Genomic DNA, 16747 nt, shown 5'->3' with positions numbered 1-16747 from the left:
CATCGCTGACAGGCGGCTACGGCGTGGGCTATTCTGCCATGTAAGCGTTTTCACCACACGATCATCGTGTGCTGCAAATGGCCCTGGAGGCACTGGCATCGCATGGCCGCATCTACGACCTTGGTGCAATGGCGCAATCGCACGGCAGGCGCTCCCAACGGCATGTTTGCGTGCGCCCGCTATGATCCTGCGCGTTTTGTCCTTCCACCGATCCCTCATCCTGTCTGGTGATCCGCTCGCATGACGACCGAACTGTCCGCCCCACCCCGTGTCCTGCTGGCCGATATCGGCGGCACCAATGCCCGTTTCGCCCTGGCGGACGTGGAAGCGGTCCAGCCGTTTCTGGCCGACAGCCTGCGCGAGTTCGTCGTGGCCGATTTCCCGTCCCTGGCCGATGCGGCCAAGCACTATCTGGAGCAGACCGGCGCGGTGGCTCAGAACGGCGTGTTCGCCGTGGCCGGACGCGTGGACGGCGATGAAGCCCGCATCACCAACCACCCCTGGGTCATTTCCGTGGCGCGCACGCGCCAGGCGCTGGGCTTCGATGGCCTGCTGCTGGTCAACGACTTCGCCGCGCAGGCCATGGCGGTCTCGCTGCTGACGCCTTCGGATGTGGTGCAGGTGGGCAGCGCGCGCTGGAGTCCGGCCCCGCTGACGCAGAACCGCACCTACGCGGTGATCGGCCCCGGCACCGGCCTGGGCGCGGCCGGGCTGATCATCCGCAACGGCCGTCGCTATCCGCTGGAAACCGAAGGCGGCCACGTCAGCTTCCCGCCGGGCACGCCGGAGGAGATCGAGATCCTGCAGATCCTGTCCTCGCAGTTCGGCCGGGTCTCCAACGAGCGCCTGATCTGCGGCCCGGGGCTGGTGAACATCCACCGCGCGGTCAGCGAGCTGGCCGGCGAGGACCCCGGCCCGCTGGCGCCCAAGGACATCACCGCCCGCGCCGCGGCCGGCGACCCGCGCTGCCTGCATGCGCTGGACGTGTTCTGCGCGGTGTTCGGCGCCATCGCCGGCGATCTGGTGCTGACCCTGGGCGCCTGGGACGGCGTGTTCCTGGCCGGCGGCCTGGTGCCCAAGCTGCTGCCGTCGCTGCAGCATTCCGGCTTCCGCCAGCGCTTCGAGCACAAGGGGCGCTTCTCCCCGACCATGGCGCGCATCCCGACCCTGGCCAACGTGCATCCGCAGCCGGGCCTGCTGGGCGCGGCCGCGTACGCGGTGGAACGCTTCGGCAAGGGCCAGCTGGATCTGAATGCAGCTGGTATCCCAGTGGTAGCGTAATTAGCGCAGCCGGCAAGCGTTTTTGCGCGCTAAAATAGTGCCCGTGTGATCGCAGGGCTGCCTGAAGCGCGCAAGTGGTATCTACGTGGTATGCGCTGAGGGGGCCCATCCGCCTTCCGCCGCGGCCGGCATTGTTCGCCGCGGCCCCGACTCAAGCCCTGCCGCCATGAGCCTGCATCCCCAGATCGAAGCCGTCACCGAACGCATCCGCAAGCGCAGCGCCGCCCTGCGCGGCGCCTACCTGGCCGGCATCGATGCCGCCCTCCAGCAAGGCCCGTACCGCGGCCGTCTGAGCTGCGCCAACCTGGCCCACGGCTTCGCCGCCTGCGGCCCGACCGACAAGTCGCGCCTGCGCGCGCCGGTCACGCCCAACCTGGGCGTGGTCACCGCCTACAACGACATGCTCTCGGCGCACCAGCCGTTCGAGCACTACCCCGAGATCGTCCGCCAGGTCGCGCGCGAGCTGGGCGCCACCGCGCAGGTCGCCGGCGGCGTGCCAGCCATGTGCGATGGCGTCACCCAGGGCCGTCCGGGCATGGAGCTGTCGCTGTTCTCGCGCGACATCATCGCCCAGTCCACCGCCATCTCCCTGAGCCACGACATGTTCGACGCCGTGCTCTACCTGGGCGTGTGCGACAAGATCGTGCCGGGCCTGCTGATCGGCGCGCTGGCCTTCGGGCACCTGCCGGCGATCTTCGTGCCGGCCGGGCCGATGACGCCGGGCATCCCGAACAAGGAAAAGGCCGCCGTGCGCGAGCGCTACGCGGCCGGCGAGGCCAGCCGCGAGGAGCTGCTGGAGGCCGAGTCGAATAGCTACCACGGCGCTGGCACCTGCACCTTCTACGGCACCGCCAACTCCAACCAGACGCTGCTGGAGGCCATGGGCGTGCAGCTGCCGGGCACGTCCTTCATCAACCCGGATACGCCGCTGCGCGATGCGCTGACCCGCGCGGCGGTGGAGCGTGCACTGCAGATCACCGCCCTGGGCAACGACTTCCGCCCCATCGGCCACCTGATCGACGAGCGCGCCATCGTCAACGCCATCGCCGCGCTGATGGCCACCGGCGGCTCCACCAACCACACCATCCACTGGGTGGCCATCGCCCGCGCCGCCGGCATCATCCTGACCTGGGACGATATCGACGCCATCTCGCAGGTGGTGCCGACCCTGGCCCACGTGTATCCCAACGGCGATGCCGACGTAAACCGCTTCGCCGCCTGCGGCGGTACCCAGTTCGTGTTCCGCGAACTGCTCGATGCCGGGTTGATGCACGACATCACCACGATCGTCCCGGGCGGCCTGCGCGCCTTCTGCGACGAGCCGCGCGTGCAGGACGGCAAGCTCGGCTACGCGCCGGGCATCGCCACCAGCGCCGATGAGACCGTGCTGCGTCCGGTGTCCAATCCGTTCGAGGCCCAGGGCGGCCTGCGCCTGCTGCGCGGCAACCTGGGGCGCGGCCTGATCAAGACTTCGGCGGTCAAGCCGCAGTACCGGCAGATCGAGGCGCCTGCGGTGGTCGTGGACGATCCCAAGGTCCTCAACAAGCTGCACGCCGCCGGCGCGCTGCCACACGACTTTGTCGCGGTGGTGCGCTTCCAGGGCCCGCGCTCGAACGGCATGCCGGAGCTGCACTCGCTGGCGCCGATCCTGGGCCTGCTGCAGAACCAGGGCCGGCGCGTGGCGCTGGTCACCGACGGCCGCCTGTCCGGCGCCTCGGGCAAGTTCCCGGCCGCCATCCACGTCACTCCCGAGGCCTCGGCCGGTGGGCCGCTGGCGCGCGTGGTCGAAGGCGACATGATCCGCCTGGACGCCGAGGCCGGCGTGCTGGAAGTGCTGGTGGACGCGCACACCTGGAACACCCGCGAGCCGGCAGTGGACACCCAGCCGCCCGCGCACGACATCGGCCGCAACCTGTTCGCCTTCAACCGCCGCCTGGTCTCGCCTGCCGACCAGGGCGCGCTGTCCATCTCCTGCGGCCCACCCACCGTGGACGGCGCCTGGGAGTACGACGCCGAGTACGAACTGGGGAGAGGCTCGGAAGCCGCGCTGGCGCCGCATGAAGCCAAGGACGCTTGACCCCGCGCGGTGATTTCGCCGCGCCCAACCGCCATCGCGTGCGCGGCCTGCGCCGTGCGCGCCTAGCGGCCGCCTTGCGCAGCATGCTCGCCCTGTAACGCCACCCGTCTGTCCACGCGCTTCCGTGCGTGAATCGGTACATCGCCTCCCACGCCATCGACCCACGCATCCCATCGAGGAATTCCATGAGCATCTCGCCCCGCCAGCAGAAGACCGAAGACCTGCTGTTCTCCGCCGGCATCCTGCCGGTGGTGGCCGTCGACACGCTGGACCAGGCCCGCCACGTGGCCGAGTCGCTGCTGGAAGGCGGCCTGCCTGCCATCGAGCTGACCCTGCGCACGCCGGTGGCGATGGATGCGCTGGAAGTGCTGAAGAAGGAATACCCCGGCGTGGCCGTGGGCATGGGCACGGTGCTGACCATCGACCAGATCGGCCGCTGCGTGGCCGCCGGTGCCGACTTCCTGGTGACCCCGGGCACGCCGGCGCACATGGCCGAGGCCTTGGCCACCGCGCCGATCCCGGTGATCCCCGGTGCGGGCACACCGACCGAGCTGATGACGCTGATGCATCACGGCTTCCGCGTGTGCAAGTTGTTCCCGGCCACCGCCGTGGGCGGGCTGGCGATGATCAAGGGCCTGTACGGGCCGATCCCGGACCTCAAGCTGTGCCCCACCGGCGGCATCACCGAGGCCACCGTGTCCGAGTACCTGGCCCAGCCGAACGTGGTCTGCGCCGGCGGCTCGTGGATGGTGCCCAAGGCCTGGCTGGACGCGGGCGAGTGGAACAGCGTGCGCGATGCCGCCGCCCGCGCCGCGGCCATCGTCCGGCAGGCGCGCGGCGGCTGAGGCCGACGCGCCCGCAGTGTTCGTCGCGCGCGGTGGTGGATGAAAGAGCGTCATCCACCCTACGGCTCGCCCGCGTTGCACGATTCGCTGCGGTGGTCGATGAAGATCGTTGCCCACCCGGCGTAGGGTGGACAACGCGAAGCTTGTCCACCAGGACCGCCGCTGCGGAAATCAAACGAAGAAGGCGCACACGGGCGGCTTCTCCTGGGGTCTCACGCTACAGCTTGAAGTTCAGCGACAGGTAGAACGCGCGGCCCGGCGCGGCGCTGAACATCGGCTGGTCCTGGCCGCCCCAGAAGAAGCTGTCGTACCAGACATAGGCGTAGTCGCGGTCGGCCAGGTTCCTGACCTGTAGGTCCAGGCTGAGGCGATCGCTCAGCGCGTAGCGGGCGTTCAGATCCATCACCGCAAAGCCGCCGTACTTGCCCTGCAGGTTGGGCGAGTCGATGTAGTAATCGCCCTGCATGCGCGCCTGCAAGCCCAAATCCAGCTGCGTGTTGAAGCGATAGTCCACACCGAGATTGCTGATGTAGCGCGGCGTGGAGAACACCTCCTTGCCCGCCAGCGAGCTGCCGTCGGCGGCGAAGGCGCTGACCACTTTCGCTTCCTGGATGGCGTGCGAGCCCCACAGCCTCCATGCATCGCCCAGCTGCAGGCTGGCCTGCAGGTCCACGCCGCGCCGCCGCGTCTGGCCCAGGCCGACGCTGGTGCCGGTGGCCGGCATGTTGGCCACCTCGTCGGTGGCGTCCTGCTGCCAGGCCGACACGCGCGCCTGCAACTGGGCGGTCTGCAGCTTCAGGCCGAACTCGGTGCCGGTGTTGATCGAAGGGCGAAACGCGGCCTGCCCCGGGGTCAGATACGCCGGCGCCGTCGAGCCGGTGAGCACCTGGAAGGTCCGGCCCCAGTTGGCATAGGCATTGAGCGAGGGATTGATGGCATACACCACGCTCAGCTTGGGCTGCTCGATGTTGCCGTAGCGCTGCAGCGGCGCATCCACGCCGTTGGGCAGCTGGGTATTGCCGGAGAAGCGATCCACCCGGTAGGCCGGCACGATCTTCAGCGCCGGCACCGGCTGGATCACGGCCTGCACGTAGGCGCCGGTGTTGTCCAGCGAATAGCGGTCGTCGTTCTGCGTCCGGCTCGGCGCGGCGGAAAAGTCGGTGGGCACGCCGAAGCGATAGCGATAACGGACATAGCCATTGTCCTGGTGCTCGGCATTGACGCCGCCTTCCAGGGTCAATGCCTCGTTGACGCCCCAGGTGACCGTGCCCAGCAGGCCTAGCTGACGCTCGTCCCAGATGCGCCGCTGCCGTGGCGCATCGCCCTGCGGATAGTCGCTGAAGGTCACCGTGCGATCGTCCTGGTAGCGGTTGTAGTAAAGCTTGCTGCCCAGGTGCAGCCGTTCGGCCAGCTGCATGTCCAGATGCACGCTGAGCTGGCGCATGTCGCGGTCATCGCCATCGTTGGCGTTCTTGGCCGGCGACTGGAAGCGGTCCTGGGCCATCTGCTCGGCGGTGAGGAAGCCTGGCTCGTCGGCCTGGTGGTGGTAGGCGCGCGCGATCAGCCCGATGCGGGTCCCACCGGCCTCGTCGCCGTAGAACCACTTGCCGCCGACGGAGTACTTCTCCGAGTGGTCGTTGTCATGGCGATAGCCATCGGAGGCCTGCACGCCCAGGAAGTAGTTCTGCGCGAACCCGTCCGCTTCGCGGCCCAGCGCCAGCTGCGCTTCGCTGGTATTGAAGCTGCCGTAGCTCAGGCGGCCGTCGGTGTAGTTGCCGCCCTGGCGCGTGCCGAAATTGATGTTGCCGCCGATGTTGTGCAGGCCATAGCGCGGATCGTTGGTGCCGCGCACGACCTCGATGTAGGCGATGTCCAGCGGGAACACCATGTCGATGAAGCGCTGGTTGCCGCTGTTGACGTTGCTGGGCACGCCATCGATCAACACCTTGATGCCGTTGATGTAGCCCTCGCCGTTGAAGGCGCGGAAGGTGGCCTTGCCCGACTCGGCGCCCTGGCGCGTCTCGGTGAGCTGGATGCCCGGCATCTGGCCCAGCAGCTCCCAGCTGTTCATGACGTTCTGGTCCTCGACCTGGTCCCCGCCCAGGACATCCACCGAGGTCAGCACCTGGCTGGCGGGCAGCGTGCCGCTGCTGCCCTGACGGGCCTTGACGCTGCCCAGGGTGATGGCGGCATCGGCGTTCTGGGCGAGCGCGTCGCCCGCCAGCAGGGCGGCCAGCGTGGCCGGAAGGAGGGCGAACTTCATCATGCGGGTCTTCGAAGATCCAAGGGTGGAAGGCGGGTGCACGCTGCCTGCGGCCCGGGCCGCGGCAGCGCATCGGGGGGGGCAAGTCAGGCCGGCGGAGGGGCGGCCGGCTCCGCTGGCGAGTAGCGCGGGGCGCGCTCGAAGTCAGCGCGCTGAAAGCGGCGTTCGCCGAACAGATAGCGGTAATAGAACTGGCGCAGCTGCGCGTGATAGCCGCGCACCCGGTCCTGGTAGGCCAGCTGCGCATGCAGATCGGTGCGCGCCAGCGAGGTCATCGCCACCTGCACGGCCGCCGGTGGCAGCAGCCAGGCCGCCCGACGCGCCAGCTGTTCGCGGCGCAGCAGTCCCTGCCGATAGGCTTGCACCTTGCCAGCCACGGCCTGGTCGCCGTTCTCGTGGAAGGCGAAGTACCACTTGTAGTGGAAGGCCGTCCCCAGCGGCGCCGAATCGGCCCACGCCGGATTGGCCGCATAGAAGCGCCGCATGGTGTCCTCGCGCGGGATGTCCCAGGCATGGTTGACCGCCTCGCGCTGCTCGCGGGCGATCTCCGCGCCCTGCTCCACCGGCACCGCCGCGTTGATCGCCACGTGCGCCAGCGTGGGTGCCACCAGGGCCAGCACCACCCAGCAGGCCGCCAGCGCGGTGGCATGCGCCGCCGGCCGCCAGGCCAGCCGCCCGATCACGACCGCCAGCACAATCCAGAACACCAGGTAGCCCAGCGAGACCGCCACCACGGCCAGCAACGTCGCCACCGATACGCCGCTGGCCGCCGCCCCTGCCAGGAATGGCAACACCAGGCAGAGCGACAGCGCCAACGCGCGCACGGTCACCCGCCGCCGGTACACCCCCTGCCCCGGCGCCGGCAGCGCGGCCAGCATGCGCGCACGCCCGGCTTCGCGCTCACCCGAGCGCAGGTCATAGAGCAATGCGATGACGAACAGCGGCGCCAGGAACACCAGCACGAAGCTGTAGTCGAAGCGTCCGGCCAGCGCCAGCTCGGGGTTGTAGGTGTCCGAGTCGTGGATCTGCGCTTCCAGGCCCAGCGCCCGCACGCGCAGGATGTAGGGCGACACGTCGCGCATGCCGATGGCCGCGAACGCCAGTGGCGTGGGCGGATCCCAGGTTGGATGGAAGCTGTAGTAGGCCGCGGTGCCGGCATCCTCACTGCGCAGCACGTAGTCGCGCACGGCCGCCATGTCCTCTTCCTGCAAGGCAGGCACCTGGGCGATGTTGGCGCGCTGGGCCGAGATGAAGTGCAGGCCAGACAGCACCCCGGCGCTGCTCAGCGTGGCCAGCAGGATCAGCCCGGCCACGGCCGCGCGCGCGCGCAGCAACAACCGCCATTCGTAAGTCCACAGCTGCATCAGCGCATCGCTCCCAGTCGCCTGGCCGACAGCGCCAGCAGGCCCAGGCTGGCCAGCCACCAGAGCATCAGCGTGGTCAGGCCCGGCAGGCCCGCCTCGAGACGTTCGCTGCTGTCCGCCGGCCGGAAGGCGAACGCCGGCATCTGCTGCCAGTGCGCCGAGGACACGCGCTTGCGCTGGTCGGCGCCTGGGTCCTGCGCGCTGTCGTCGGCCAGGCTGACGGCATCGGCCTGCAGTTGGTTGAGCTGCTGCACCAGCGCGTAGCGGTAGCGCTCGGCTTGCGCGAGAAAGCGCTGGTGCGCCGCCAAGTCGGTGCCGGACACGGCGGCCGAGAGCTGACGCAGGGCCACGGTCGGGCTGAGCAGCGAGAACGTCCGCACCAGCCGGTTCTGCCCCTGCTGGAGCGCGGCATCGCGCGCGGCGTAACGGTCGAACAGGCCCGAGGTCAGCCGCTCGCCTTCCACCGCGACCAGCCCCTTGTAGTTCACCGGCAAGTCCTCGATGCGCTGCACGCCGTAGCGCTGCAGCACCTGCTGCTTGAAGGCGGCGAAATGCGGGTCGTCCGGGTCATGGCTGTCGCCGATCTGGCGCAGATCGCGCTGAATGGCCACTTCGGTTTCCAGGCGCGTGGGCAGGCGGTAGGCCAGGCTGGCCGCATCCGGCGCCACGCGCGGCACCAGCAGCACCATCACCGCCCAGGCCGCCAGCAGCAGCACCAGCGCATCGCGCCCGCGACGGCTGAGCGCCGATACCAGCAGCACCAGCGCGCACCACGCCAGCAGGTAGGCCGCGTACGCCAGCACCAGCAGCGCCACCGAGGCGGCCTGATCCGGCAACAACGCCACAGGCACCAGCCCGACCACGGCCGGCAGCAGGCAGACCAGGGCGATGACCGCCAGGGCCAGGTACTTGCCGGCCAGCAGCTGCCCGCGCGTGGCGCCCTGCAGCAGCAGCGCGCGCAGGGTGCCGGTTTCCTGCTCGCGGGCGATGGCGCCGTAGCCCAGGAACACCAGCATCAGCGGCGCCAGCACCTGCAGCACGAAGGCCGGGGTCAGCTGCCCGAAGCGCACCAGCAGCGAGCTCTGCCGCACATCGCCGAAGTTGGCGGTGTTCTGGCGATGCCCTTCCAGGAACATGCTGTTGCCGGTGAAGGCATCCACGCCGGCATCGAAGGCGGCCAGCGCCGGCAGCGGCCTGTAGATGAACTGGCCGTAGTGCACGACGCGGTGCGGATGCCGGTCCGGCTGCGCCTCGAAGGCAGCCTGCGCCTGCGCCTGCTGGCGCTCGCGGAAGCTGGCCACCTCACGGCGATGCTGCGCCGAGGTCAGCGCGGCCACCAGCGTCAGCAACACCAGCAGCACCAGGCCGACCGTGGCCGAGCGCGTCCGGACGATGAAGCGCAGCTCCTCGCGCGCGACCCGCAATACCGCCCTCATGCAGCCTGATCCTGCCGCTGCGCGAAACGCGCATGCAGGGTGGCCACATCGAAGCCGCGCTGGCCGGGCCCGACCTCCTCGACGATGCGGCCATGCTCCAGGAAGCCGATGCGATCTGCCACGTCCACCGCGCCCAGCAGGTCGTGGGTGACCATGAGCACCGCGCCGCCGCGGCTGCGCACGCCATCGATCAGCCGGTTGAAGTCGCCGGTGGCACGCGGGTCCAGGCCGGAGGTCGGTTCATCCAGCAGCAGCACCGGCACCTGCCGCAAGGTGGCCACGGCGATGGCGACCTTCTGCCGCATGCCCTTGGAAAATCCCGACAGCCGTTGTGTCCAGGCCTGCTCCTGCAGCCCCGCTGCGGCGAAGGCCTGGCCGATCTCCTGCGGGCGGCGCGGCGTACCGGCCAGGGCCAGCAGATAGTCGGCGTTCTCCAGCGCGCTGAGGTGCTCGTACAGCGCCACGTTCTCCGGCAGGTAGGCCAGCTGCGCGCGGGCCGCATTCGCATCCTTCACCGGGTCCAGGCCTGCTACCCGCACCTGGCCCGAGCTGGGCTTCACGAAGCCCAGCAGCACCGACAGCGTCGAAGACTTGCCGGCGCCGTTGCCACCGAGCAGCGCATACACGCAGCCGGCGGGAACCTGCAGATTCAGCCCATCCAGGACACGGCGGCCGGCGTAGGCCAGGTGCAGGTCATCGATGGCGATGGCCGGCAGGTCGGATTGCGACATCGAGCTGGAACCTGTTCGAAATGCGGAAACGTTACGTTATCACATTATGATGCAGTCACTGCTCCTCAGCGGGCGCTCCGGCGTATTCCTGCGTGCAGGCTGGACCGGCAGAAGGACCGCAGGGCCGGCGCGTTTGATCGGACGTCGGCAACGGTGAAGCTGCCCAGGAGGGCAGCAAGTGCTGGGCGCGATCGCTCCTCGCCACTGGCCGCAGCCTCGTCCGGCTGCGGCATGAGGATGCGAACTGGCTGCCTGACAGGCAGCTGGCGCGTTTCCCTCTACCTCAGGGCACCACGACGCGCACCGTAGCCGGCAACTGCTGGATCCGAAGTTCGCCCTTGTCCCACTGGGCGGCCTTGCCGTTGATCGTGGCCCGACCCGGTGCGCCGGTGTAAGGCCATGGCAGCACCAGTCCGCCCTTGGGCAGCCTCAGGCCCTTGGGCACGTCCAGCTGCAGTTGGTTGCCCTCGCGGCGCAGTCGGTAGCCCAGCGCGCCATGCGGCGTACGCATGCCGTCGATGGCGATGCCGCCCTCGCCCAGCCAGGCGCTGGGAATGCCGGCGGCCAGCACGATGCTGTCGTCGATCTCGCGGGTGTAGGCGAACATGTCCAGCGCGGTGCGGACGAAATCCGATTCCACCCAGGCATGCGGCAGGTCGCCGACGAAGAACGGCTCCCGCGGGGTGCGCGAGACCACCTCGGCCCACTGGTGCCAGGGCTGCGGTGTGCGGTGGCCGAAGAAATAGCTCACCAGTTCGTTGGCGCGCTCGCGCCAGCCCAGGCGTACGAAGGCGGCAGCGTTGCGCCACTCGTAGGGCGTGTAGTCCTTCCAGGCGCTGGTGCCATCGCGCCGCGCGACCAGTTGCTTCCAGTAGCGCTCGAAGGTGTTGTCCAGCAGGGGCTGCGGCAGGCGGCCCTGCTCGCCGCCGGGCGCCAGGGCAATCGTGGTGGAGGTGGCATCGAAGTCGCCCAGCTCCACAGAACCGGGAAGGAAATCCAGGCCATGCTGCTGCGCGGCCAGCTTCAGCGAGGACGCCAGGTCGTCGCGGAACTGGTCGCGCGAGGCCGCATAGCGCCGGGCTTCCTCGTCATGGCCCAGGGCCTGGGCGATGTCCACCGCGTCCTTGTAGCCGCGCAGGGCCCAGAAGTTGTCCCAGTACGAATGCACGGGCTTGGCCGAGTAGCCCTCGTGGCTGATCGACACCGGCATCATCCCGTAGAAGGCGGCGTTGCGGGCGCGGTTCCCTTCAGTGCGCTCGGACAGGCGAAGGCGCTCCATGTAGGCGTAGGCGCCCTGCACATGCGGCCACATTTTCTCGAGGAAGGCCGTATCGCCGGTGTAGCGCCAGTACTCGGCGATGTTGAAGATCAGCTCGCCGTGACTGTCGTTCTCCGGCACCGGGTCGCTGCCGCGGTCGTCCACGCAGCACGGCACCATGCCGTCCTTGAACTGGTAAGGCGCGTACCACTGGACGTAGTCGCGCACGACCTCGCTGCGCCCCATGCGCAGCAGGCCTTCGGAGATCATCGCGCCATCGCGGATCCAGCTGCGGTTGTAGGAGCGCGTGCCCGGCTGCAGGCGTGGCCCGATGCGCGAGACCAGCATGTGCGCGGTGGCCGTGCGCAGCGTGTCCACCAGGTCCTGCCCGGCCTTGGGCACGGTGAACCTCACCTGGTCCAGCTTGCCGCGCCAGGTCTCGGCGACCTGCTGCTGCAGCGCGGCCAGATCGGTCTGGTCCTGCGGCAGCGCGCCGGTCATCGGCGTGATCCAGCCGAACTCCCTGGACGCGCCCGGGGCCAGGTCCACCTCGTAGATCCAGGCCGCCGAGGCCATGCCGACCGGGTCCGGATGCGCGGCATCCAGCACGCTGGACGGGCCCACGCGATCGGACAAGGCGGCGAAGCGACAGGTATCGCAGGGCTGCGGCCAGGCGATGCCGTCCAGACGCTCGACCACGTCCCCGGCGGCGAAGGAGGACGCCAGCGCGGCATCGGCAGGGCCCGCCGTTCGCACCACCCGTGCCTGGCCACCGGCTTGCTGGGCGATCGTCATTTCGCGCGCATCCACGGCCACCGTGGCGATCGGCGTGTATCCGCCCTGCGTGCTGAGGAACTGCTTGGGCGGATTGACCTGCATCGGCCGCGCCGCCAGCACCAGCGCATAACGCTGCGGCCTGTCGCTGGTGTTGGTCAGCAGGTAGCGGCCGGCCAGCTGCGACTGCCCGGCCGTACCGGCGGCAAAGGCCGTGGTCATGAGCGAGAAATCCGCGTGTTTCCAGTGCACTTCCGGAATCGGCAGGTCGCCATCCTGCAGCGACTGACTGACCTGCACGTCGGCCCAGCTGCGCAGCTTGCCGCCGGCCACCACGAAAGGCTCGATGGCGAACATGCCGCGGCCCACCTCAATCGCCCCGTCCTCGCCGATCAGGCCCTGCTGGAGGCCGCCATCGATGCCGACCAGCGTCCAGTACGGTTGCTGCCCGCTGAAGCCGCGCGGGTAGCGGCCCTTCGGCGCCTGCGTGGCGATGGCCGCCAGGGTGTCGTTGGGCGTCTCGGAGAACTTCAACGGCAGGAACTCGACGTGCTGCAGCGCGAAGGCCCTGGCCGCACCGCTGTCCAGCTGCAGGCGCACATAGCGTGCCTGCGCCTCGCGCAGCGCGATCCAGTCGATGCCGCCATTGCTGCCGCTCACTTGTGCAGCATCCCGCCAGCGCTTGCCGTCATCGGACAGCTGCACGCGGTAGTCCAGCGCCTGCTGCCCTTCGGCCCAGTCCAGCCGCAGGCCACCGAAATCGCGCGGCTTGCCCAGGTCCAGGGTCAGGACCGGCGCGGCGCCGCCGAAGCTTCCGCTCCATGCGGTGGCCGGGCGCGTATCGACGGCGCCGGCTGCAGTCGACGCGCCAACCGTCGCGCTGGCCTTGGCGCGCAGCGGCGAGGTGTCTTCTGCCGGCAGCGGCGTGAAGGTCAGCGCATTCAAGCACACCGACCCCTTGCCGCCGGCGTTGTTGTACAGGGTGAACTCCAGCTCTGCGGTCTTGCGCAAGGTCTTGTCCGGATCCGGGCCCCAGGCCTTGTCGATGTGGCGCTTGAGATAGCGCACCGGGGTCCAGTCCTTGGGAAACTCGTAACGCGGGCGATTGACCCACCACACGTTGTCGCCGCTGGCATCCAGCAGCTTGAACTGCAGATCGTTGCGCGGCGAATCGCCACGCAAGCGGAAATCGAAGCGGTAGTTGTCCGGGTAGTCGATCGCGACCTCGCGCCGGATCGCCGCATAGCCGGATACGCCGTTGTAGTCGTAGTCCAGGCACAGGCCGCCGCCCTCGCCCGCAGGCAGCTTGCGCAGCGAGGCGCTGACCTGGTTGGAGGTGACCACCCGCCAGCTGGCCGGGTCGCTGAAATCGTCCAGCACCCGCGGCTTGCCGGGCGCTTGCGCCGAGGCCAGCAGCGACACGCCACCCAACATCATCGAGACCAGCAGCTTCATCATCGTCACCTTGCCGTTGATGGGAATCCGGCCGCCAGGCGGCGGCCGGAAATCGTATCGCTTATGGCGCGCTGCGCCATGGCCCCGCTGTTACCAGTTCAACCCGAACTGCACGCGGAAGGTCCGCATCGGGCCGGCCAGCACGTAGTTGGTGTTGCCGAAGGACAGGTTGGGGTCCAGCGCCGTCCCGGTCTCGGTGATGTAACCACCGTAGTTGGTCCAGTTGAAGACGTTCAACACGTCGGCGCGGACATTGAGCTTCACATCGGACCCGGTATCCCAGTCCTTGCTCAGCGCCAGGTCGAACTGCTTGAAGCCGATGCTGCGGTCCGGCTTGTACTGAATGATCTGGCAGTCGTCGTTGCCCGCGGTGCAGTCGCGCCCGTAGAACGGCAGCTGCGAGGCCAGCGACAGCTTGCCCGACAGCGTCATGCCCCCCGGCAGGTCGTAGATGCCGGTCGCCACCAGGCGGTTCTTGGCGATACCCGCCGCCTCGCGCCAGCCGTAGCCGGCGATCGTCTCCTGGTCCAGCGAGTAGTGCTCGCCGAACTGGCGGTTCTCCTCGGCATCAGAGTAGGTGTAGGACACCGTCATGCCCCAGCCGCTCTGCTCGGTGTAGGGCTTCTCGATGCGCATGGCCAGCGAGTTGTTGCGCGTCTCCAGGCCATTGGTGCCCAGGATCACGCTGCCGTATCCGGGCGGGGTGTAGTCCACCGGCACGGTGGAGGTGGTGCCCGGGATGAAGAACGAACCGTCCTCGCGCCGGTTGCCACGCAGGAACGCGAAGCCGTCCTTGCTCTCCACCCGCGAGAGGGTGACGTCGGTGAACCAGTCCTGCCCCCAGAAGCTCACCAGGTTGCGCATGCCGATGCTGAACTGATCCGAGTAAGGCGTCTTGATGTTGTTGTCGATCAGGTAGATCTCGCGGCCGGAGTTCTCCGCCGTGCCCAGGCCCTGCAGGTTGGCCGGATCGAAGTACGCCGGGTCCCAGGCGGTGCAATTGGTGCCCTGGGTGCGGCAGGCGCCGTTCTCCGGCGAGGAGAAGTAGTAGTTGTAGGAGACGAAGCTGTTGTTGAGCTGCTCCAGCGCCAGGTAGTCGAAGATGTTGCGGTCGTAGGCGCGCCCGGCACCGCCGTAGACGACGTGTTCCTCGTTGCCCTGCAGGTCGTAGGAGAAGCCCAGGCGCGGCTGGATCGCATCCTTGAAGGCCTTGCGGTTGCGGCCGTTGCTGATGTAGTTCTCGATGTCGTAGTTGGCGTTGTCCAGATTGCCCCAGCTGCGCAGCGCGTTGGCCACGTCCGCAGGCGTCTGGAAGTTCAGGAACGAGGGCGTTTCCTCGTAGTCGTAGCGCACGCCCAGGTTCAGGGTCAGCTTGTCGTTGACCTCCCAGTCGTCCTGCAGGTAGATGCCGTACTGCTTGTTCTTGGAGATCACCGAGCCGCCGGCGCTGCCGATCGCCTCGCCGTAGCGCACGCGATACGGCACGGCCGTGCTGGTCTGGATGTTGTAGTAGAACTGCGGGTTGTAGGGGTTGTACTGGATCGAGTTGAGCTCGATGTCCTTGAACTTCACGCCCATCTTGAAGGTGTGGCTACCCGCCCATTCGATGCCGTCCAGGGTCAGGTCGTCCTGGATGGACCAGCCCTCCTGGCCCTTGCGCTGGTAGCTGCCGCCGGCGCCGGCGTTGAGCACGGTGGCCTCATCGCCGTTCTGCGGCCAGAAGGACAGCACGTAGCCGATGCCATCGTTCATCGGCGTCTGATTCCAGAACGCGCTCTCGTAGGTGATGTGCGCGTCGTTGAGGAAGCCGTTGCCGGTGTACTGCCAGCGCAGGTCCGCGCGCTTTTCCTCCTGGCCGTTGAGGCTGCCGGCCTCGTACAGGGTCTGGTCGCCGATGCCGCTGACCTCGTCCTCCTTGCGGTACTTGCCGGTCAGCTCGAACAGGTGGTTTTCGCCCACCGCCCAGTCGATCTTGCCGAAGTACAGGTCCTCCTTGAACGGCGTGGTCACCGAGCCCAGCCCGGCGCGCAAGTTTTCCGGCAGCTCGTCGGCACGGCCGGCATACACCGAGCCCGGCTGCACGATCAGCGGCGTGGCGTATTCCTTGGCCTCGTAGGCGATGAAGAAGTGCGCGCGGTCCTTGAGGATCGGGCCGCTGAAGGTGGCGCCGTACTGCTCCTCCTTGAAGTCGGCCTTCTGGCCGTCGCGACGCTCCTGCGGGGAGATCGCGCGCCAGTCGTCGTTGCTGTAGTCCCAGAAGAAGCTGCCGTGGAAATCATTGGTGCCCGACTTGGTCGCCGCCACGATGGCCGCGCTGCTGAGCTGGTCGAACTCGGCCTTGTAGTTGGAGCTGATGACCTTGTACTCGCCCACCGCCGACTGCGGGAACGGGTTGCCGCGGCTGTTGTCCTGGCCGCTGACGCCACCGGTGAGCACGTAGTTCTTCTGGCTGACGCCGTCGATGTAGACGTTGGTGCCGTTGGCGCTGGTGGCGCCTGAACGCAGCTGGGTGTTGCCGTTGCCGTCGCGCTGGAACTGCACGCCAGGCACGGTGTCGGCGATCTCCAGGAAGTTGCGGGTCGCCCGCGGCAGCGCATCGATCTGCTTGGTGGTGATGTAGACCGAGTTCTCCGAGGTGCGGGTCTCGATCAAAGCGGTCGGCGCGGCGGTGACCTGCACCGCATCCAGGTTCTGCGCATCGCCGGCGGGGGTGACCGCGCCGCCGCCGCCATCGACATTGAGCGTGGCGTTCTGGCCCACGGCCAGGGTGACGTTCTGGCTGCTGGCCGCGCCGTTGGCCACCACGTCCACCTTGTAGGTGCCCGGTGGCAGGCCGGCCACGGTGTAGTTGCCGTTGGCGTCGGCCTTGACGGTCCTGCTGAAGCCGGAGTTGGCGTTGGTCGCGGTGACCGTGGTGTCGGTACCGGCACCGGCGACCTGCCCACGCAGGGTGGCGCTGGTCGACTGCGCCGATGCCACGCCAGCGCCCAGCATCAGGCAACTGGCGAGTGCGCAGGTCAGCAGGCTGCGGCGGGGATGGCGAAATGGATGGGGCATGGTGGGACTGGACATTGCGTCCTTCTCTCCTGAGTTATGAGTACAGCAACGCGCACGCGGCCAGATCGGCCGTGCGCACGACGATGGGGCGCAAACGGGCGCCCCGCCCTACAACCTCATCGCCCAAGGGGCCGATGAGTCGGTGTGCGCCGGCAAGGGCCAGCCGCACGCCAGAGATGCTGCGCGAGCGCAGCGGCAGACATGCG

9 protein-coding genes are annotated in these 16747 nt (G+C 68.6%); 3 read left to right on the top strand and 6 right to left on the bottom strand.

Annotation, left to right across the window (positions count from 1 at the left end):
• Window positions 1–240 precede the first annotated feature (240 nt).
• The 3 genes from glk (at window position 241) to eda (ending at window position 4203) form a co-directional block, all read left to right on the top strand.
• Complete coding sequence (glk, locus tag EPA99_RS04735; protein WP_425479159.1) at window positions 241–1281, top strand: glucokinase; 1041 nt, start codon at window positions 241–243, stop codon at window positions 1279–1281.
• Between the two features lie 166 nt (window positions 1282–1447).
• The gene (edd, locus tag EPA99_RS04730) at window positions 1448–3358 is read left to right on the top strand and encodes a phosphogluconate dehydratase (protein WP_129470043.1); all 1911 of its coding nucleotides are present in this window, start codon (window positions 1448–1450) and stop codon (window positions 3356–3358) included.
• A 185-nt stretch (window positions 3359–3543) separates the two neighbouring features.
• Window positions 3544–4203 carry a bifunctional 4-hydroxy-2-oxoglutarate aldolase/2-dehydro-3-deoxy-phosphogluconate aldolase gene (gene eda, locus EPA99_RS04725; protein WP_129470042.1) on the top strand — a complete coding sequence of 220 codons (660 nt, stop codon included), beginning with the start codon at window positions 3544–3546 and terminating at the stop codon, window positions 4201–4203.
• 217 nt (window positions 4204–4420) lie between these two features.
• Here eda and EPA99_RS04720 read toward each other — a convergent pair whose 3' ends face one another.
• From EPA99_RS04720 to EPA99_RS04695, 6 genes are all read right to left on the bottom strand, one after another.
• The gene (locus tag EPA99_RS04720; RefSeq protein ID WP_129470041.1) at window positions 4421–6466 is read right to left on the bottom strand and encodes a TonB-dependent receptor; all 2046 of its coding nucleotides are present in this window, start codon (window positions 6464–6466) and stop codon (window positions 4421–4423) included.
• An 86-nt stretch (window positions 6467–6552) separates the two neighbouring features.
• Window positions 6553–7830, bottom strand: a complete 1278-nt coding sequence (locus EPA99_RS04715) for a DUF3526 domain-containing protein (RefSeq protein ID WP_129470040.1) — start codon at window positions 7828–7830, stop codon at window positions 6553–6555.
• Complete coding sequence (locus EPA99_RS04710; RefSeq protein WP_129470039.1) at window positions 7830–9266, bottom strand: ABC transporter permease; 1437 nt, start codon at window positions 9264–9266, stop codon at window positions 7830–7832. The genes EPA99_RS04715 and EPA99_RS04710 overlap by 1 nt, the downstream gene beginning before the upstream one ends.
• A complete protein-coding gene (locus EPA99_RS04705; RefSeq protein WP_129470038.1) occupies window positions 9263–9997 on the bottom strand; it encodes an ABC transporter ATP-binding protein in 735 nt (244 codons plus the stop codon). Before EPA99_RS04705 ends, EPA99_RS04710 begins: the two co-directional genes overlap by 4 nt.
• Window positions 9998–10280: 283 nt before the next feature.
• Entirely contained in the window at window positions 10281–13484 is a 3204-nt protein-coding gene (locus EPA99_RS04700; RefSeq protein ID WP_129470037.1) for a discoidin domain-containing protein, read from the bottom strand.
• A gap of 90 nt (window positions 13485–13574) precedes the next feature.
• On the bottom strand, window positions 13575–16541 hold the full coding sequence (locus EPA99_RS04695) for a TonB-dependent receptor (protein WP_241688285.1): 2967 nt from the start codon (window positions 16539–16541) through the stop codon (window positions 13575–13577).
• Window positions 16542–16747: the final 206 nt, after the last annotated feature.

The sequence above is a fragment of the Pseudoxanthomonas composti genome (genome assembly GCF_004122095.1).
Lineage (GTDB): Bacteria > Pseudomonadota > Gammaproteobacteria > Xanthomonadales > Xanthomonadaceae > Pseudoxanthomonas_A > Pseudoxanthomonas_A composti.
The sequence above is the reverse complement of the archived record's forward strand: the minus strand, read 5'-3'. Positions and strand labels throughout refer to the sequence as shown.